Source organism: Candidatus Eremiobacteraceae bacterium, from assembly GCA_036511855.1.
Taxonomy (GTDB): Bacteria; Vulcanimicrobiota; Vulcanimicrobiia; order Eremiobacterales; family Eremiobacteraceae; genus JABCYQ01.
In genome coordinates, this window is record DATCBN010000057.1 from 1 (window position 1) to 20,253 (window position 20,253).

Genomic DNA, 20,253 nt, shown 5'->3' on the forward strand with positions numbered 1-20,253 from the left:
GGGCGGTACCGGATGTTCTGGCTGCCACCACCTGTCCACAGCGACTGTCTCGCAACACATCCTGAGCGGGGTCGCGAACCAGGTCAACATGACGCTCAACGGCATCGTGGCGAGTCTGGCGGTCGTCCTGTCGACGCATTCGGCATTTAACAATCGAGGAAACGTGTTCATACCGTACACGGTGAACCCGATGGATGGCGCCGGATTTATGATTGTCGGCCCGGGGTTCTTCACGCAGCCCGTCGGACTCGCGCTCGACGCTGGGAGCAGCGCCCACGTCAGCTCGAATAAGACGACGCTTGCCGGACCGGGCGACAACACAGGTCTGCAATTGACCTACGACGGCGATGTGGCCGTGGCGACGTCGACGCTAACCGCCAGCGCCTCAGGTGCCACGAGCGGCGCGGACTCGCTTAGTGTGTCCAATGCGCCGCTGCCGAATCCCAATCCGAATAACCTTGCGTTTCTCGCGGCCGGCTTTGCGTACAATCAGTCGTTTACGGTCAGCGAGATCGCGTATGGCGGGACTTGGGTCGAGAACGATGACTGCAGCGGCGTCGCTGGCGTCTCCACCTCTGACCACATCACGTTCACCGTCACGCCGGACGTCGCTGGCCCATGCACGATCACTCTCAGCGACACATTCGGGCAAACCAACACCGTTGCGGTCAGCGTGACCACCAGCGGCTTTGGGATCCACTAAGGAGACGGACATGACCGTTCGTGCACCTGGGCCCAGCACCACCATCCGGAAGTCGTGTTTGCGGACGTGAAATCCAAAGGAGCGGTCATGAATAAGCAGTGCCTCTCGCTGGCTGCCACAGCGGCGATTCTGCTCGCGGGATGCGGCGGTCACGGCGGTGCGGTGCCGGGTCAAGCTAACGTGAATCCTCCACCGGGAGGTGGCGCAAAGGCAACGGCGCTTTTTGTGATCAGCGTGCCGCCTAAGCCCAAGCACAAAGGCGTCGGACCGCACTACGTCTCGCCGTCGACTGCGTCGATAACCATCGCGCAGAACAACGGCACGCCAGTCGTAGTGAACTTGAGCACGCTGAATCCCGCCTGCTCATCGTCAGGCGGAACGCTCACCTGCTCGGCGAACTTCCCGGCCACAGTCGGCACGAACCAGCTCTTCACGGTCATCGCCTACGACGCGCAAAATGGCGGTGGAAACGTATTGTCGCAGAACACGGTTTCTGCCGACATCGTGCAAAACATCGAGAATCAAGTGAATCTCACGCTCAACGGCGTGATTGCGGCGATCCAACTTGTGCTCGCGCAGCCAACACCACCCAAAGGTATACCGGCAACAATCCCGCTTGCGGTCAATGCCATGGATGCAGACAACAATATCATCGTTGGCCCAGGATCGTACGACAACGGTCCAATCGCGCTGTCGGACAGCGACACATCAGGCGCGACGACGCTCTCGGCGGCGTCGGTCGGCGACCCGACTGCTGCAATCACGGTCATCTACAATGGGGGTATAATTCCGGGGGGCAGCGCCACATTCTCGGCGTCCGCGAGCGGCGTCGCTCCAGGGAATGTCACGAGTGCAGTACTCACACCGGTCGTTGTTGTGAAAATCTACGTCACGAACCAAGGCAACGGCACTTTGACGACATACAACCTCGATGGCACTCAGACATCCCCCACAATCAGTGGGCTGAACACGCCTATTGGCGTCGCGGTCGATGCGGCCAGTAAGATCTACGTCACGAATATAGACAACAACACTATGACGACTTACAATCCCGACGGAACACAAACCGCGCCGACGATAAGCGGGCTGAACGTGCCTGCTGGCGTCGCGGTCGACGCGGCCGGCAAGATTTACATCACGAGCGCTGGCAACAACAATATGACGACATACAATCCCGATGGCACGCAGACCACACCTACTATCAGCGGTCTGGGTCTGCCGCTGAGCGTGGCGGTCGACGCCGCGGGCAAGATTTACATCACGAACGGACGCGACAACAATTTGACCGTCTACCTCCCAAATGGCGCGCATTACTTAACAATCAGCGGACTGAATAACAATCCCATCGCCGTGGCGGTCGACGCGGCTGGCAAAATCTACGTCTCGAATGCTGGCAACAACACTGTGACGACGTACAATTCCGATGGCACGCAGACTACCCCAACACTCGGTGGCCTGATCGGCGCCCGGGGCGTGGCGGTCGACGCGGCTGGCAAGATCTACGTCGTGAACCAATTCAGCAACTCTGTGACGACGTATAACGCCGATGGCACGCAGACCACCCCGACGATCAGCAGCGGACTGGACTTTCCCCGGGCCATCACAGTCCACTAGGATTTCTTAAGATGGGTGCCGAGCTGTGAACGCGAGAGGTCGATAAGTATGAGGCCAAGGGAGCGGTCATGAACAAGATTTTCCGCGCGCTCGCCGTGGCGGCGGCGATCGTTCTCGCAGGCTGCGACGGCCATGGTAGTGCGCTGCCGGGTTCAGCCAACGGTAAACCTCCATCTGGAGGTGGTGCAACGGCCACGGCGCTCTTCGTGATCAGCGTGCCGCCTAAGCCCAAGCACAAAGGCGTCGGACCGCACTACGTCTCGCCGTCGACTGCGTCGATAACCATCGCGCAGAACAACGGCACGCCAGTCGTGGTGAACCTCAGTACGCTGAATCCCGCCTGCTCATCGTCAGGCGGAACGCTCACCTGCTCGGCGAACTTCCCGGCCACTGTCGGCACGAACCAGCTGTTCACCGTCATCGCCTACGATGCGCAAAACGGCGCTGGGAACGTATTGTCGCAGAACTCAGTCACGGCCGACATCGTGCAAAATATGGCTAATCAGGTGGATCTGACGCTCAACGGCGCGATCGCATCGATGCAGCTTGTACTCGCGCAGCCTACGCCGCCCGAGGGCGCTTCGGCGACCATCCCACTTACGATCAACGCGATGGACGCCGACAGCAATATCATTGTGGGCCCAGGATCTTTCGACAACGGTCCGATCGTCCTCTCGAACAGCGATACGTCGGGGGCGACGACGCTGTCGGCGACGTCGATCGGTGATCCATCCGTCGCAATCACGGTGGCCTACAACGGCAACCCGATTCCCGGCGGAATCGCGACGTTTTCTGCGTCGGCAGGCGGCGGCTCGATTCAGACAAGTGGTGCACAAGACGCGCTCCTAGTGCCGCAGCCTAAAATTTATGTCGCGAACTTTGGCAACAGCACTGTGACGACGTACAATCCCGATGGCACACGGACTACGCCGACGATCAGCGCCGGGTTGAGCAACCCCTTCGGCGTGGCAATTGACGCGGCCGGCAAGATCTACGTCACGAACCAATTCATCCACACTGTTACAACGTACAACCCCGATGGTACGCAGACCACCCCGACGATCAGCAGCGGGCTGAACCGACCCTTCGGCGTGGCTGTCGACGCAGCCGGCAAGATATACGTCGCGAACGAAGGCAACAATACTGTGACGACATACAACCCTGATGGCACGCAGACCACACCGACGATCAGCATCGGGCTGAACAACCCATTGGGAGTGGCGGTCGACGCGGCCGGCAAGATCTACATTGCGAACGCTGGCGGCACTGTGACGACCTACAATCCCGATGGTACGCAAACTACGCCGACGATCAGTGGTGGGCTGAGTGGGCCTAATGGCGTGACGGTTGACGCGGCCGGCAAAATCTATGTCACGAACGCAGGCTCCTACACTGTAACAACGTATAACCCCGATGGCACTCAGACCACACCGACTATTAGCAGCGGGATCAACGGGCCTGAGGGCGAGGCGGTCGACGCGGCCGGCAAGATCTACGTCGAAAACGCCAACACCCAAACTGTGACGACCTACAATCCCGATGGCACGCAGACAACGCCGACGATCAGCAGCGGCCTAAACGCGCCCCGGGGTGTGGCAGTCCACTAAGGTTTATGCCATGATCTCAGTCGAGATTTAGTGCGATTGAACTTCCAGAAATCATGTTGGCAAACGTCAAACCCATCACTAGGATTTCTCAGAATGGTGCCTACCGACGCTTGGAAAATGAGGCACCGCAAATCCTATCGTGGTGTGGTCTCATCGCGATGGTATATAGGGCGATTCAGCCCGCAGGCAAAGGGCATTTGTTGCGCCCGACGCAGGTGAACAAATCGACGAGCGAGCCGATTTATATCCTCACCCGGTGTCCGTTTTGAGCCCCACTCCTTATTAACCCTCGGCAAAAGCAAGGGGTTAATAAGGAGTGGGGCTCAAAACGGACATCCCGGTAACGCGCCAATTTCCTGGCGATATGTGCGGATCGCGAAATCACAGAGAGACGGTAACCGTCGATCCCTTCTGGTCACAACCGCGAATTGTGAAATGCTCCGAGAAGATAGTTGGGGGTCATCGTCATCTACAACAAAGGGGCGAAATGCTCGCTAGACTGGCTGCCATATCAGGTCAAGTCGCCGGCATGATATTGCCAGATTGCCATAGCCCGCAGTGACGCTGAGTGGTTCTAACTCAACGTACAACCGGAGAAAAAGCGCGAAGCGTGGTCAAACGGCGATCTTAAGAAGTGAAAACGTCGCAATCACTCGCGGCGCAAGCCAATTCGATGGTGGGCACGAGAGGTCTCGATCCTCTGACCCCTACAGTGTCAATGTGGTTCGGGCATTTTCCATCAAGGTCCACTACCGCCCAAGAGTGCCCATTCTAAAGCGTTTCAGAGATCTTGTTTATTCCACGCTTGTCCACCAGAGTCTACTCGTAACTACCCCAAAGTGTGCAACAAAGTGTGTAACTCGCAAGAACCGAAGCCGTGCGCCATCATCGTTTGCGAGAGGCTAATGAGCTGGCCATTTCGGCCTACATTTAGCGATAGTGCGCTTGGGTGAGATAGTGCCGACGCTCATAACAACCCACAAACTTCCGGTGAGAGCCGGTGGTATTTTACCTAATTTCGTCACAATGACGGAGTGTAGCGCGAACGATGCGCCGTCGCCCGGGTCGTCGATCACCGCACTCAGGATTGGTCGACGCGATTTTACCAATGTGGCGAACCGAGATGCGCTGGATTTGTCGCTCAGTAAAATAGTCACTTTATGGGACAAGGGAAAGTCCCGCTCGTCAGAAAGAATGCCTCCAATTGTAATTGGACCCGTCTCCCGCGATATGAATTGCATCTTGGCGCATTTGGCGACGGGAGATGGTTTGCTCGTTGGTGCCAAGGTAGGCGAGGTATCTTGAGAACCCAAAGTCGATGTGCAGCCGCTGAGAAACGCCGCGGCGATAACGAACACTACCAACAGCGCAGATAAGGTCACCCTGATCATGTACAAAGTCTTCCTCTAGCTTTACGTCATTAATCGATTTGAGGTTGTCTGTTCTGCGGCGTTGCTTAACTCGATGCCGACGGTGATAGTCGCGTCTTCTTATTGGCACTTCGTGAGGAAACATTCCAGCGCACCAATAGCTGACCGAACTTGCTTCGCATAGCCTTCGCCTTACTTACTTGCGCAATCGCGCACGCGCTCCTGAATTACGTAATTCATGCAATAATGACCGAAGTGCCACTCAGGATCAGCGCAGATACATAAAGCGGAGGAACTGAAGTCGACAAAAAGGGCCCTTCTAGGCTAAGCTTCGTTGTTGACAATTTCCTCGTCTGTTGCAGACTCTTCGTCGGCCTCCGGCGTCAATCGCATCTCTCTTCTTACATCTTCGATAATAGTCCCGAAAATGCCACCGTCAGCGCGCTGGTCACTTAACCTCGGTTCGATCACTGTGTTCCTGACGTTGACGTCAATTTCGAGAGCACCAAAAACGTCAGAATTCATGGTTACAATATATTGAAAGTCGAATTCCTGAGCGTAACTTAGTCCTTGTTTGAGCGCTGCCGATACTTGTCGTCCATCTACCCCATCGAATATATGGCTATCATGGACGAGAATTCGCGGACCAAGATTGCGCTCCGCTAGCAATCGCGACACGAGCATATCAAAGCACCATATTTCCATTCGAGAGATCCCTTCACTCCGATCGCCCTCGATCTCAATTCGGAAATAGGGCCCATTGGGTGTGACGTCTATCAATAGGTTGCCGATCCTGTCATCGTAGAGCGATTGAACCAGCTCCCTAACGATAAGTGCGGCATGCTCGAGCCTGGTATTTCTAATCGCATGGTCTTCCCTGGTTCGCCGTTCGATCTCCCTTTTTTCAATTTCGAGTCCGGTTGCGTCGCCTTCGAGCATCTGGGCGGTTGCAAATTGGGTACGCAGTTGCGCGAGTTCTTGCTGATCTCGCGCTAACTCCGTTTGTAAATGAGTAAAATCCTCAAGAGCCCCTCTTCCCTCAAGTGTTCTCATGAGTGTTGATCGCCGATTATCTAAAGCGCGCCCCGCCTCTGTGCGTTCGCGAATCCGGACTTGCGATTGTTCAAGTTCTCGAACCAGTGCGTGTCGTCTATTGTCGATAACCGACCGATGAAATCTAGCGACAGCGTCTAACCGACGTTGAATCGCGTTTGGGATAAGATCCTGGAGTTCTGAGAACATGTTCGCTATTTGCTGTTCATCAACGTCCTGTTCCGTTTCCAACGATGACCTAAGTTGCGTAAGACGATCCTCGTCTATCAAGTTCTCCTCAGCTATTTTTCTTAGCTCCGATCTGAGGCTAGCTATCTCCTGAACGATTACATTGTATTCGTCAAGCACAATAAATGACGATAAGCGATATCGTAGCTGGTTAACCCGCGCCTCGGCAGCCGCAAGCTGTGGCCGAATCTGGGCCACCGTATGCACCACCGAACCAAAGGCGCCGCTTCGAGCCGCGCTTCGCAGCTCGCGGAGTTGGCGTTCTCGCTTCCTCACCGAATCAAGGGCCATCGGTAAGCGATAATCTAAGTCAAAAAGAAATGAAAGATTAGTCTGACTGTTTGAAAGTTGTTGTTCTTGCACACAACGATGAGGCTCGATAAGACCGCCGGACCCGACCCTACGAATTAAATAGCTTATTAGAGCTCGGAACGTGGGGCCACCGGTTTCAGCATCGCTTATTGGCAAGCCGAAAAACGTTGACCCGAGGACCGTCCTCCATACCTTCACAGAAAAGTAGACGTGGCCCGTAGAGCGCTGACTTGTCGGTCTAATGGGGAAGCCTAGACTCGCAGGTTCGACAAATACATGATTTTGGTCGCTGCCTGAGCGAGTGATTTGACACGTACCGTTGGGCAGGTCTATCTCAACGACAAACTTGTGGTTGATTAACGTTGGAGTCTTAAAGATACTGGACCCATCGGATGCATTGGCGCCGAGCGCAAAATGAAATATTTCGACTAGGCTTGACTTGCCGGCTCCGTTGCGACTTGATCCGAGAGTTGAATCCGGCGCCCGGTCTGCGAGGATGATGTTTAGGCCGTTTCGCAGCGAAAATGCCTTGAACGTCGATAGACTACTGGTAACTCGTCTAATCACCGTTCAGGCTCCGCTGAATGATCATGCTAGAATATGAAACTCGTCCGAGTGCGAACAGCGCGCACAGGGCCAGTACGAACCAATCAAAGCCAACGAGCACCCTCTTTTCTCCAGACTGGAGCGCTTGAAACCGATTCCATAGCTCGCCGACGCTGCTCGGCGTATCTAAGCATTCCAATATACGCGATGCCACACCAAGGACTGACCTCTCAGCTGAAATATGTTTTCCCGGCAACAGCATCGGTTAAGACCTTGGCTGGTCTTCGAAGACGTCGCAGTTATTAAAAAAATACGCGACTATAACCTCAGCTGCCTTCAACTCGCTTATGCTATAGTCGAGACGGTCCCGACCGACTACGAACCCTAGAAGTTCATCCATTATATCGTCCGATGACATTCCTTGTGACCTAAGCGATTGATACTTCGCGTTCAACGACGACGCAACGGCCTCTCCAAAAATGGGATCTGCATCCTCGCGTACAAACTTTGCGACCTGCCCAACGTACTGCACGTTGTCGCGTACTACACGCGCCGCTGGCTCGCTTAGGGTATTGTAGCTAATCTTTTCTCTGGGTACTGGCATGAGTTCACCATGCGTCGCTTCGCGCGCGCCTGCTGCAACCGTTTTCAGTAAACGTTGGATGTCCGCTGGATCAATATCATCAAATGATCTATCCGGAGATGGAGCAAATAGTAAGTCGAGGGCATCGTCCGGTAAGGCAAATAACAGCGACCCGATTCCGTCTTTTGTCATGGTCGAAATGTGAATTTGTGGATTCTGCTCCCTTAGAGCCTGGATTGCCAGACCCACATCAGTTGGTAGTCCCTCTACCAGATTATGAACGAATACCCAATTCACCATCCTTTGTCCAAAGTGTGTTTGAGCGACCTGAAAATCGTGCTGTATCTTGGAAATTATAAAGGCGGTGTTAACCCCGGAGCCGCGTTCTTTACCGTAGCATTGATACACAGTCTTAGTGGCGGCGTTATAGCCGTCGCAACCGCGATCACCGTGTCGACCGGCTGATATCGTGCGTTCGAAATCATTCCCGTACACGGCGGCGAGAAAGTCCGATATTCTAGCTTGAAATGATGTCCCCGACTTCGACGTTAGGTCAATAAATAACAATGCTTCGAGGAAACGGCGCTTCCGAAAGTCCACCCAGAGCGCCTCCCATTCCAGGCTGCGGGTGACACAAAGTCGACTTTAAACTTTTAGCCATCCGAAGCTCAAGTCGAGCGCGAGTGAATTATTTCGCCGTCCCCCTACCGACGAGTCGCGCGCCTTCTGTTGCTCACCGCGATCTTCGCTCCTCGCTTCCTCGCCGCCTCGCCACCGTGGCCCGGACTGATTCCGTTCGCCCTGAGCTCAGTTAACTTCGCCTGCGTCAATCTCAACGGCTGCCTTACTTCAACTGAGTACCGAAGGTAACAATGCCGCCCGCAGAACTTGAGCCCCTTCTTGTGGAAGATATCGAAACATATTCGGTCGAAGTTTGGCATTGATCTCTTCAATGACCATGCGCCTTCACCGCCATGTGACTACCTCAGGCAAAGCACGAACTAAGTAACCGATGTTGTCAGATTAATCGACCTGCAAATGCCGGACGTCAAAGTTGGCGGAGAGAAGCGGACGCTGCGAGTAGCGGCGTAAAATCGAAAACGATGCGCAACTACGAAGTGCGGGGTACCTTGTTCGACGAGCGCGCGCGACTTTGTCCCCGCCCCCCTGTCTTGGAGCGTGCCCACGAATTGCACACGAACTCGCCGTGACCCGACGATCCGACGTGCGACCAAACGGAACTTGTGTCCTCAATTCGTGAACGAGGCATCACTTGGTGGCGCTCGAAGATTCGCCGCGATATGAGCCTGCTGGAATTTGAAGACCGGCAGCGGCACCAGCCGCAGACTTCTCCGTCACTAGCGGAAGCGCCCATTTGACGGGGGTTTGCGCCGTTCCCGCGACCTGGCGAAAGTAGCCAAAAATGGCGTCTTGCTTGCTAATGGACCGCCGACGGAGCTTCGGATACGTTGCAACCACGAATCAAAATCTACTCCGTGGTGGGGAGACACGCGGATCGTCTATTGCGTTCTCGACCTACGCGATAGTTCTATATTAAAGTCAATGGCAGTGTGACTTTTTTCTAATCAACCTCGAAAATACAACCCATACCGTTAAGTCTTTCACCACATCTTCACGCCGTCTTCTCGGTCTTCATATAACATGGACCCATCTTAAGAATCGCAAGACGAGTCCTCGGCCAAGACTGATCCGAAGCGAAGTTGCACCGAAGGACCCGCACAACGGAAAAGGGTTCGACATGATGGAGAATCACCATATGTCTCGACGTTTGTCCATCGCTTACACGATGATCTTATTCGCGTTTGGCTCTGTCGCCTCTGGATGCTCTAGCGCCTCTAGTCCGGTGCCTGTGAGACATTCTGTTGCAGCTATTAGACACGAGGCACCGCAAGCCATCGGTAAGTGGACCACCGAGGCACCCATGCCGACGGCGCGCGAGTATCTGGCCGCGGGCGTCATCAACGGCATACTCTATGCCGTCGGGGGCCAGGGCAAGTCCGGAACAGACACCTGGAGCACAGAGGCCTATCATCCCACGACGGATTCCTGGACAACCAAGGCACGCATTCCGACGAAGCGCTTTCTCCTGGCTGCGGGCGTCGTCAACGGCAAACTCTATGCTGTCGGCGGCATCTCGCACTCATTTTGCAACACGGTTGAAGCCTATGATCCGTCGTCCAACACTTGGACCACCAAGGCACCCATGCCGACCGCGCTCGCAGCCCCAGCTGCGGGTGTCATAAACGGCATACTCTATGCTGTCGGCGGCTATGACGGCACGCAAATCTTCAATACGGTCGTAGCTTACGATCCTGCAACGGATACCTGGACCACCAAGGCACCCATGCCGACCGCGCGCTTCGGCCTAGCTGTGGGCGTCATAAACGGCATACTCTATGCTGTCGGCGGCGGTAACGCGAACAGCGTCGATGTGAATACAGTTGAGGCTTACGATCCCGTGACGGATACATGGACCACCAAGGCACCCATGCCTACGGCGCGCAGGTACCTAGCTGCAGGCGTCGTCGACGGCAAACTCTACGCCGTCGGCGGCTTTAACGGCCACATCTTGAACACGCTTGAAGCGTACGATCCTGCGACAGACGCGTGGACTACCGAGCCGTCTATGCCGACCGCGCGCTACGGCCTAGCAACGAGCGTGGTTGGGTCCAGACTCTTCGCGATTGGCGGCCACTACTTCCGGCATAAGGTGGAAGCCTTTAACCCACGAAAATCGCCATAACCCCGCGGCACCATAACTGGAACTGAGGGGGCGCTTTACAGCCATACTTCCACTATCGCCCCCTCGTTACAACAGAAGCAAGATTGCCGTTGATTAGTGGTATCGATCGAAGAACGTTTCCGACCGCTTCGGGTAGGTTCGCGGCCAAGGTTGAGCTTGAAGAGGTAATCCGAGACCGCGATAGGGCGAAAAAGAAATGCTTCCGGGCATCGTTCGCTGACGGAGGAGCGGTGGAGATTTACTGCGGCGCGTCGGATGACCGGACGTTTGAGCGTGGTTGTGTAGTATCCCTCGGCAAAAGCAAGCGTCCGCATCAAGCACTGATGAGCGACGAGTTCGTCAGCGATTTTCCCCCGCGCGTTCGCGTCCGATCATTGCGGTCAGGTCTTAGCTTGAATTCCTAGGCGTTTGCGGAATCATCACCAGCGGACAGCAATCGTCGCTCCGTGCGAGGATAGTCGCCATCCGGGTGCTGTTCAACCCACGCTTGTGCACGCGCGGCCAAATATTCGAAGTTCTCGAAGATGTGGGGCCGGCCGGTTCTCCCGATCGCGACGACTTCTGACAAAAGTCCCCAATACAGGGTGACGTTATACCAATCGGTTTGCAGATACGTGCGTTCATCGATGAGGCCGCTACGCACGAACGACCCGATGTGGTTGTACATATCGCAAAGATAGAGTTCCGGATGCTTGCCGCGGTCGATCGGGATCTCCAGCAGACTGGCGCGAAAGTCTGTGTCTTTCATGCGTTCTGCAAGATCGTGACGGACAAAATTCACAAGTTCTCGGACGCTGGGATCTTGGAGCATTCCGAACACGCTGATGAGACCGCTGAGTTGATTGCTCGTTCGAAGGTGGCGAAGCTGAGCCAGCGCGGCAATAGCGGACGCCGTGATGACGACAAACGTGCCAACCGCTGCCGCGGTATTCAAAGCGTCAAGATTCATTGGCTCCCAGCTTCTGAACCTTAAAATCGTGCGCCTCTAGATCACGTTGCCGCAATATCCTTGCGGATGGTGGGTTTTGGAGAGGGAAAGTTTTCGTTGGTCTACGACTCTCGGCAACGAGACTGCGACGCAGGAGCGCCGAGATTCTGTCTTACGGCCGGGACAACCCACTGGGCCGTCCGACTATCGTCGCCGTCTCCACAGGACCGCCTATAACCCGCCATCGTAATCCGTATACAATAGCCGAGCACTGCCCGGCCAAACAACGGAAATGCGATTTCGAGGAAAAGTCATGACCGACAACTCATCCGGCGCCACCCGCACCGAACGCGACTCCATGGGCGAGATGCAAGTGCCCGCGCACGCGCTCTACGGCGCGAGCACGCACAGAGCGGTGCTCAACTTCCCCATCAGCGATCTGCGCTATCCGCGCCGCTTCATCAAAGCGCTCGGGCAAGTAAAACTCGCTGCCGCACAGACCAACGGTGAGCTCGGACTCATCGATCGGGCGATCGCCGACGCTGTGGTCGAAGCTGCGCAAGAAGTGGTGGACGGCAAACACGACCAGCACTTCGTCGTCGACATCTTCCAGACCGGCTCCGGCACGTCAACGAACATGAACGCGAATGAAGTGATCGCGCACGTTGTCGACGGCCATAAGCGCACCGACAAAAAAGTCCACCAGAACGATCACGTCAATTTCGGCCAGAGTTCGAACGACGTCATCCCCACCGCGATGCACGTTGCTGCGGCCAGCGCGATCAAAGAAGACTTGCTGCCGGCGCTTGCCACGCTGCAAGCCTCACTAGAGAAGAAGAGCAAAGAATTCTGGCCCATCATCAAGACCGGCCGCACGCATCTCCAAGACGCAACACCGATCAGACTCGGCCAGGAGTTCCTCGGCTATGCCGGCCAGATTGAGCGCGGCAGAAAACGCGTCGAACTGGCGCTGGCCGAATTGACCGAAGTCGCGCTGGGCGGCACCGCGGTCGGCACCGGCATCAACACGCATCCTGAATTCGCCAAGCGCACGGCCGCGCGGCTCTCGCAGATGACCGGCCTGCCGATCCACGAGACCAGCAATCATTTCCAGGCACAGTCTTCATTAGACAACTGCGTCGCCGCGAGCAGTGCGCTCAAAACGGTCGCGGTCTCGTTGACCAAGATCGCAAACGACATCCGCTGGCTCGGCTCCGGACCGCGCGCGGGCATCGGCGAGATCGAATTGCCGGCGGTGCAGCCCGGCTCGTCCATCATGCCTGGCAAGGTGAATCCCGTCATATGCGAATCGGTGCTCATGGTCTGCTTGCAGGTCATCGGCAACGATGCCGCCATCACGGTCGGCGGCCAAAGCGGCAACTTCGAGATCAACCTCACCATGCCGATCATCGCCTACGATTTGCTGCAATCTATATCGCTTCTCGCGAATGCATCCATTAATCTTGCAAAACAATGCATCGACGGGTTGAAAGCCACGGCCAAAGGTCCCGAGATGGTGGAGCGCGGCCTCGCGATTTGCACGTCGCTTGCGCCTGTCATCGGGTATGACGCCGCGGCCGGCCTTGCTAAAGAAGCGGCGAAGACTGGAAAAACCATACGCGAAGTCGCTCGCGAAAAAACTGAGCTTTCCGAAGCCGATCTCGATAAGCTTCTCGATCCGTCGCTGATGTGCGAACCAAGCGCCGATCGCGTTGGCGCAGGCGGCGGCTAACCGCGCACAAACCATCGTGCGATAGGGCGTTGCAGCACATACGGAGAAAATAATAAGTGTGAAAAATGCTTCAATCCTATCCTTTTTCATGCTGCTCGCGCTCGCCGCTTCCCCGGCTTTTGCGGCAGACACCGGAGCTGTGCGCGGCGTCGTCGTGGACGTCGGCGGTGTGCCGATTCCGGCGGCAGCCATCACGCTCGCGTCGAAAGCCAACGTTTATCACGCCACGAGCGACGTGCAAGGTTCATACGCCATCGACGACGTCGCGTCGGGCAGCTACGACCTGATCGCCAGCGCCACTAAATTCCGAACCTTGAGCAATCGGGTGGTCGGTGTCAGCGTCGGCCAAACCGCGGTCGTCGATGTCGTCCTCGCGCGCATCGACCTCGGCGCCATGACCGCGCTTGGCACGGTCACCGTGAACGGCCGGCAAGCGTTGTCCACCGCATCTGCACCGAGCGTCGATCTCGACCCGCAAGACCTCGCGGGGCAAGGCATCGAAAATCTCAGCGATATCCTCTCCGAACAAATCGCACTCACAATGACGCGCCCGGCCGGCGGCGCGCCCGGACTGCCGCAAAGTGCGGCGCTGCGCGGTCCGGATCCGTCCGAAACCGTCATCGATGTCGATGGCCATCAAGTGAATAATTCGAATTCCGGCGACTTCGATCTCAGCTTGCTCGATCCGTCCGAATTTCAAAACGTCCAAGTGGTCTACGGCATCGGACCGTCGGCGCTCGTCGGCGCCAACACCCAAGGCGGCGCGATCAATTTCCGCACTATCGAGCCGTCCCCGCGATCTCAAGGCCTACTGCGTTTTTCGGCTGGATCGTTCAACACTTTCGGTGAGACGCTGCAAGCCACCGGCACCGACGAGCGTCTCGGCTACGCGCTCTCGTACCATCGCTACACCAGCTCCGGCGAAGTGAACAACTACGATGTCACCGACGACGCCACCGGCCTCGTCGACACGCTTGGCAGTAACATCGCTGCCACCACCACGCTTGCGAAGCTTCGCTATGCGCTCGGCATCGGCGATGGCTTCATCGAAGCCACCTATCGCAATACCACCGCATTCCGCAATCTTTCGGCGCCGCTTGCCACGCCCGACAACCCGAACATCACAAATCCGTTCGCGTTCTTCACCGTGATCCCCGATGCGTCCACGGCGAACATCTCGCCGTCGCTCGGCCTCGACGTGCAGGTGCCGCTCGGCGCGCACGACGCAAGCGGCCAGGCGCCGGCCACGCTCATCGCGCGCCACGAAGACACCGTGAACTCGCAAACGGTGCCCACCGATGTCGAAGCGCTCGGCAACCCATATCTTTTCAACGCGCGCGACCACATATACGACGACAGCGCCACCTATCAACGCACGCTTGAAAACGGCACGCTTACATTCGGATATGACGTGCGCCGCGAGACGCTGACCGCGCCGTTTGCGCTCGTGCCGGGTCCGCCGTCACAAACGCAGACCGGCCGCTCGTGGGTCGGCCGCTACGAATGGCGCGCAACGCCAAAGCTCAACTTCACGGTCGGCACGTATCTGAGCAGCTTCGACACGTTCGGCCAGTCGGTCGATCCGCGACTCGCCGCCGTTTGGACGCCCACCGCAGACTCCGTCGTCCGCGCATCGATTGGCACCGCGTTTCGAGCGCCCCTGCTCGCTGAGCGCGTGTTCAATCCAAACCTGACGGCCGAGCGCACCACCGAATATGAACTCGGCTACGAGCGGCGCTTGGGCGACGATCCGCTCGCGGCACACGCAGTGCTCAACGTCTATCGCACCAATCTGCGCGATCCGATCTTCTTCACGACCGATGCGAGCGGCGCGCTCCTGTTCCTGAAGAACCTCGGCGACGTCGTCTATCAGGGTGTGGAACTTCGCCTGGACAAGCCGCTCACCCAGAAGGTCACGCTTAGCGCCGCGTATGGCGTGAGCATCGCCTATCCCATCAACAATCCGTTCGCGTTCGATCCGGCAGCGCCCAACGTGGTCGCAGGCGAACAATTCCAAGGCATCCCGCCCCAAAAAGCGCAGCTCACGCTTACCGGTCGCGCATCAAGCGGGTTCGGCTACTTTTTGGACGGTGCATACGAAAGTTCAAACAACGAGTTGAACCGGCCGGCGTACTCCACGTTTGGCGCGGGCCTTACCAAGACGATGGGGCGTATGCAAGTCACCCTTGCGGGCCGCAACCTCACCAATCAATACGACGATCTGTTCACGCTGCCGGGCGCCGGCACGCCGTATCCCACCCCGACCGGACCATCGCCGACCGATGCGTTCTCACTGCAAGGACGCGGCGTCACGTTGACGCTCACGCAGAAATACTAAAGAGGGCGCTGGCGCGGCGGGCATTCTCGTTCGCCGCGCCAAACGACTATGCCGAGTTCGATCGGGGTAGCGTGAAGACAATCGGATTGGTCGGAGTCGGCACGATGGGCGCGCCCATGGGCGAAAGCCTCATGCGGGCCGGTTTTGCGTTGCGCGTCTGCGCTCACCGGCGGCGAGACCGCGTCGAAAAGCTGGTGGCAGCGGGAGCCGTTGAAGTGGCCGATCCGGCGGCGGTGGCGGCCGGTTGCGATGCATTGATCACCATGGTGCCCGACTCACCGCAAGTTGAAGAAGCGCTGTTCGGCGCTCGCGGCGCCGCACTCGGATTACGCGCCGGCTCCTACGTCATCGACATGTCGACCATATCACCGGTCGCCTCGCGCGGCTTCCATGCGCGTTTAGCATCGCAAGGTGTCGCCATGCTCGATGCGCCGGTATCGGGCGGGCCGGCGCGAGCCGCCGCTGGAACGCTTGCGATCATGGTTGGTGGATCACCAGAAGCGTTCGCCGCGTGCGAGCCGCTGTTGCGGGCGCTTGGCACGCCCACACTTGTCGGCGGCGCGGGCATGGGCGAGACCGTCAAGCTCGTGAATCAGATCATCATCTCATCGGTGATGGTGGCGAACGTCGAGGGGCTCGTCTTTGCGAAGAAGGCCGGCGCCGACATCGAGCTCGTTCGCCAGGTCATCGGATCGGCGACCGGTTCGAACTACATCTTGGACAAGTGGCTGCCGCAGACGTGGTTCACCGGTTCGCATAAGGGCGGCTTCGCGCTTGATCTTCTGCGCAAGGATCTCAACGCCGCGCTCGACGCTGCGAAGGCGATGGGCGTGCCGATGCCGCTTTCGGAGCGCGCAGCCGAGAGCTTTCGCGCGGCGTCGGAAGACGGATATGGCGGCGAGGATTACAGCGCTGTGGCCGAACCGTACGAACGCGCGGCCGGCGTCCGGGTTGCCGAGCCGTAGGAGGGCAAGCAACGCTTGCCCAGAAAAAAAATGGGTGAGCGTTGCTCACCCTCCTACAGGACGACTGGGCACGCGATGCTTGCCCTCCTACGGGAGACCCGTTAGCCGGCGAAGCCCTTCATCGACGTTGCAAACGGCGGCCTTCGGGCGGTGCCGATGCATTTCGTCGCGTCGAGCGCCTTGGCGTCGCGCGTGAGGACGAAACGCACGAGCAACGCGTCCGCGCATGGCAGCTCAGAGTCGTGCGACGCGTTCGGGATGATGATCTGCCGGCCGTTGGGCATGAACGCGAGCGCCTTGGTTGCGTAGCTCGGCGGCGTTGTGGGATCGTCCGCACCGGAGATCATCAGGACGGGCGCTGTCGTATGCACCGGTTCTTGAAATGCCGCCGGTGCGGGCCGAACATTCCAAATCGCGCACGCATGCTGCTGCGCTCGAACGCGCGTGTCACCCTGGAACGATCCCGCGCTTGTACTTGCGATATCTTCGGGTGTGATGAAGGGTATGTCTTCGGCGCACGTGACCGAAAGGTTCAAGCCGATGTCGAGGCCGCGGCCGTAGTTGTCGGTGGCAAATTCCACGATCTGCGCGAGCGGGCCGTAGTCGCGCTGGTAGGCGCGTTCTGTGACATATGGCACGTAGCTTGCCGAGAATTCGGAGTACATGGCCTGACGAATCCGATCCGCGAACACTTCTTTGGTGAGCGAGACCGTGACTTTGGTCTTCGTGACCGCATTTAGAACGGTCATGCGCAGCGGTCCGCCGTCGATGCGATGGACCAAAGCCGCGAAGTGAGCGCGAAAATCCGGGAACTGTCCGTGGCACGTCTGGTCGGCCTCACAGGCGGTGGCGAGATTCTCAAACGCGCGTTGCGCGCCGCCGGCGTCCTCGAGCGGGATTATGAGGTAGTGCGGCGGCGCAACGCCCTGCAGAACGATGCTTTCGACCCGGTCCGGGTGGCGCCGCGCATAGTCCAAAAAGAATTCCGTGCCATAAGAATCGCCGTCGAGCACGATCTTCGGGTAGCCGAGCGCATTACGGACGTCGTCGAGATCGTCCGCGGCGGTGTCGGTGCCGTACTGATTCAGATCGGTGTTCGCGATCAAGCGGTCGCGACACGCTTGGAGCTGCGCATCGGGAATCAATTGACGGTAGTACGCTTCCGGGTGGGCCGGCGGATAGAGATCGCACTGGAACGGATGCGACGAACCCGTACCGCGATTATCGACGAAGACCACGTTATAACGGTCGCGCAAGCTCATGAGTTCGTTCTGTAGAAATCCGTCCACGATGAACGGAGCGTACAGCGTCGCGCTTGCGCCGGGACCGCCCGGATTCCAAAAGATGGCCTGGTCGGTCTTATGCTCGGCCGGCAGAACGACCATATTGAGTTTGATCATCCAGCCGGATCGCGCTTCGCGATCCGCGTAGACGGTGAACGTTCCGCACTGCGCGGACAGATGCACTTTGCCCATCGGGCACGGATGCATCGCGAGGTGGTCGGGTTGCGGCTCGGCAAGCGATGCTCGACCTGAGCCAAGAACACACGCCATAACGGCAAAGGCGATCAGGATGTTCGTCCAGCGCATCCGCGGACATTGGTCACCGGGCGATGCGTTGCCTTCGGCGCTCACTCCACCGCGGGCGTGCGTTGCTCTACCGCGGCGTCGAGATCGTGATAACGCCAACAGCGGAGTCGAAAAACCTCACCACGATAGCCGACCCGAGCAGCAGTGAACCGATGATCGCGGCGGCCACGCGCACAGCCAATACACGTTGAGCAATGGAATGAGATGAGAGTACACGGCTTCAGCCGGCTTGATCGAATAGTCGCCAAATGTGACTTCGCCCATTATCTTGTGAAAACGGTAGATTCACATCAGATAGTAGACAAACGTGACGATATCTGCGGTCCAGAAATACCACGACGAGGCGGTGTCCCTTGAAGCGTCGACAACCTCAGCAACCAATATAAGCACGCACGGCGCGAATCCGACCCAAATCGGAAATGGCCTAGCATGATGAATGCCGGCGGCGACTTGCAGAGCAGGCTAGCCATCCAACGGAGGCCGAGGGGGTGTCCTGCGCCGGTCGACTAAATCCATCGAGTGATGACATTTGCGACGCTAGACGGCCCGCGGACCTTGAGTTGGCACGAACAGCCGCCGCCCGCCCTTGCGCCGGGCGAGGTCTTGGTGCGCATTCGCGCGGCGCTGACGTGCGGCACCGATCTCAAGACCTATAGGCGCGGCCATCCGAAGCTCGCGTACGGTCCGTTCGGCCATGAAGCGGCGGGCGATATCGAAGCCGTCGCCGCGGGCGTCACCGAATTCTCGCCCGGCGATGCCGTGATGTGGGTTCAGACCGCACCGTGCGGCGCCTGCGAAGCGTGCCGGCACGGCAACGAGAATCTGTGCGAGCACATATTCGACGACATCGCGCTCGGCGCGTACGGCACGCATCTGCGATTGGCGGAGAAGATCGTCCGTCAGAATCTCTATCGCAAGCCGGCCCATCTCTCGTACATCGAAGCGGCGTTTCTCGAACCGCTCGCGTGCATCACGCATGGTTGGGCGGTCTTGCGCCGCGCAAACGCCACGCAGCCGATGCCGCGATCGATCGCGATCATCGGCGCGGGGACGATCGGCCTGCTACATCTGATCTACGCGGTGCAAGCCGGCGTGCACGCGACCGTGTTCGCGCGCGGTGCTGCCCGTCTCGATATAGCGATGCGACTGGGCGCCGACGCCGTCGTCGACGCGGCGGCGCCCGCGAGGGAGACAGAACCTCAGTTCGACGCCGTCATCGAATGCGCCGGAACGCCGGATGCATGGCGGCAAGCGATCGCGCTCGCGAGCCCTGGCGGCCGCGTGCTATTCTTCGGAGGCCTGCCGTCGGGCACGGACGTTCCCGTCGATGCCGGGCGCATCCATTATGATGAGCTGGCGTGCTTGGGGTCGTTTCACTTCACGCCTGCCGACGTGCGCGAGGCTCGCGACCTCCTGGCAGGGGGCGCAGCCAACGTGCGCCCCCTCATTAGCGGCATCGAGGCGCTGAGGTCGCTCCCTGAGGTGTTCGAGCGGCTCGATAACCGCGAAGGTTTCAAGTATGCTTTAGTCCCGGAGCCCGCGCCGGTCGGGTGGGTTTGACGGTAGAAGAAGCGAACCGGATTCATTCGATAATGACTACGACAACTCGCGCCGCGGTCTATGACCGCGACGGATCAATAGCCCTAAGAGATCTGCCCCTCGAACCGCCGGGTCCCGGCGAGCTGGGTGTGCGCATCACCGCCTGCGGCATTTGCCCCGGCGAAGTTCTCGGCTGGTACGTCGCGCGCAAGGCGCCATTCGTGCTCGGCCACGAGCCGGTCGGTGTCATCGAGGAGTGCGGTGCCGGCGCCGCTCCTTCGGGCGACGGGGGCCGGCCGTTCCAAACCGGGGAGCGCATCTTCATCCACCATCACGCCCCGTGCATGCGATGCCGCCGCTGCGAGCGCGGCGACTACGTCCA

General features: G+C 58.3%; 13 protein-coding genes. 9 read left to right on the forward strand and 4 right to left on the reverse strand.

Going from position 1 to position 20,253, the window contains the following annotated elements:
* From VII69_07980 to VII69_07990, 3 genes are all read left to right on the forward strand, one after another.
* On the forward strand, positions 1 to 703 hold a 703-nt coding region (locus tag VII69_07980), incomplete at its 5' end, for a hypothetical protein (GenBank protein HEY5095036.1).
* Positions 704 to 790: 87 nt separating this feature from the next.
* Entirely contained in the window at positions 791 to 2,317 is a 1,527-nt protein-coding gene (locus VII69_07985) for a hypothetical protein (protein ID HEY5095037.1), read from the forward strand.
* A gap of 68 nt (positions 2,318 to 2,385) precedes the next feature.
* The gene (locus VII69_07990) at positions 2,386 to 3,924 is read left to right on the forward strand and encodes an NHL repeat-containing protein (protein ID HEY5095038.1); all 1,539 of its coding nucleotides are present in this window, start codon (positions 2,386 to 2,388) and stop codon (positions 3,922 to 3,924) included.
* A gap of 1,694 nt (positions 3,925 to 5,618) precedes the next feature.
* On the opposite strand, the gene VII69_07995 is transcribed toward VII69_07990, so the two are convergent.
* Complete coding sequence (locus VII69_07995) at positions 5,619 to 6,938, reverse strand: DUF2326 domain-containing protein (protein ID HEY5095039.1); 1,320 nt, start codon at positions 6,936 to 6,938, stop codon at positions 5,619 to 5,621.
* 760 nt (positions 6,939 to 7,698) lie between these two features.
* On the reverse strand, positions 7,699 to 8,616 hold the full coding sequence (locus VII69_08000; protein ID HEY5095040.1) for an ABC-three component system protein: 918 nt from the start codon (positions 8,614 to 8,616) through the stop codon (positions 7,699 to 7,701).
* Between the two features lie 1,342 nt (positions 8,617 to 9,958).
* Here VII69_08000 and VII69_08005 point away from each other — a divergent pair.
* On the forward strand, positions 9,959 to 10,780 hold the full coding sequence (locus VII69_08005; GenBank protein HEY5095041.1) for a kelch repeat-containing protein: 822 nt from the start codon (positions 9,959 to 9,961) through the stop codon (positions 10,778 to 10,780).
* A gap of 400 nt (positions 10,781 to 11,180) precedes the next feature.
* On the opposite strand, the gene VII69_08010 is transcribed toward VII69_08005, so the two are convergent.
* Positions 11,181 to 11,729: a hypothetical protein gene (locus VII69_08010; protein ID HEY5095042.1), complete on the reverse strand. Its 549-nt coding sequence runs from the start codon at positions 11,727 to 11,729 to the stop codon at positions 11,181 to 11,183.
* A gap of 292 nt (positions 11,730 to 12,021) precedes the next feature.
* On the opposite strand from VII69_08010, the gene VII69_08015 reads away from it, so the two are divergent.
* The 3 genes from VII69_08015 to VII69_08025 all read left to right on the forward strand — a co-directional run bounded on the left by VII69_08015 (position 12,022) and on the right by VII69_08025 (position 16,743).
* Positions 12,022 to 13,440, forward strand: coding sequence for a class II fumarate hydratase (locus VII69_08015; GenBank protein ID HEY5095043.1), 1,419 nt, complete (start codon positions 12,022 to 12,024; stop codon positions 13,438 to 13,440).
* 58 nt (positions 13,441 to 13,498) lie between these two features.
* The gene (locus tag VII69_08020; protein HEY5095044.1) at positions 13,499 to 15,778 is read left to right on the forward strand and encodes a TonB-dependent receptor; all 2,280 of its coding nucleotides are present in this window, start codon (positions 13,499 to 13,501) and stop codon (positions 15,776 to 15,778) included.
* Between the two features lie 71 nt (positions 15,779 to 15,849).
* Positions 15,850 to 16,743 carry an NAD(P)-dependent oxidoreductase gene (locus tag VII69_08025; protein ID HEY5095045.1) on the forward strand — a complete coding sequence of 298 codons (894 nt, stop codon included), beginning with the start codon at positions 15,850 to 15,852 and terminating at the stop codon, positions 16,741 to 16,743.
* 101 nt (positions 16,744 to 16,844) lie between these two features.
* On the opposite strand, the gene VII69_08030 is transcribed toward VII69_08025, so the two are convergent.
* Complete coding sequence (locus VII69_08030) at positions 16,845 to 18,377, reverse strand: alpha/beta hydrolase (protein HEY5095046.1); 1,533 nt, start codon at positions 18,375 to 18,377, stop codon at positions 16,845 to 16,847.
* Positions 18,378 to 18,854: 477 nt separating this feature from the next.
* Between VII69_08030 and VII69_08035 the strand changes: the two genes are divergently transcribed.
* Both VII69_08035 and VII69_08040 read left to right on the forward strand, forming a co-directional pair.
* Positions 18,855 to 19,892, forward strand: a complete 1,038-nt coding sequence (locus VII69_08035) for an alcohol dehydrogenase catalytic domain-containing protein (protein ID HEY5095047.1) — start codon at positions 18,855 to 18,857, stop codon at positions 19,890 to 19,892.
* Between the two features lie 32 nt (positions 19,893 to 19,924).
* The coding region (locus tag VII69_08040; GenBank protein HEY5095048.1) for an alcohol dehydrogenase catalytic domain-containing protein at positions 19,925 to 20,253 on the forward strand (329 nt) is incomplete at its 3' end.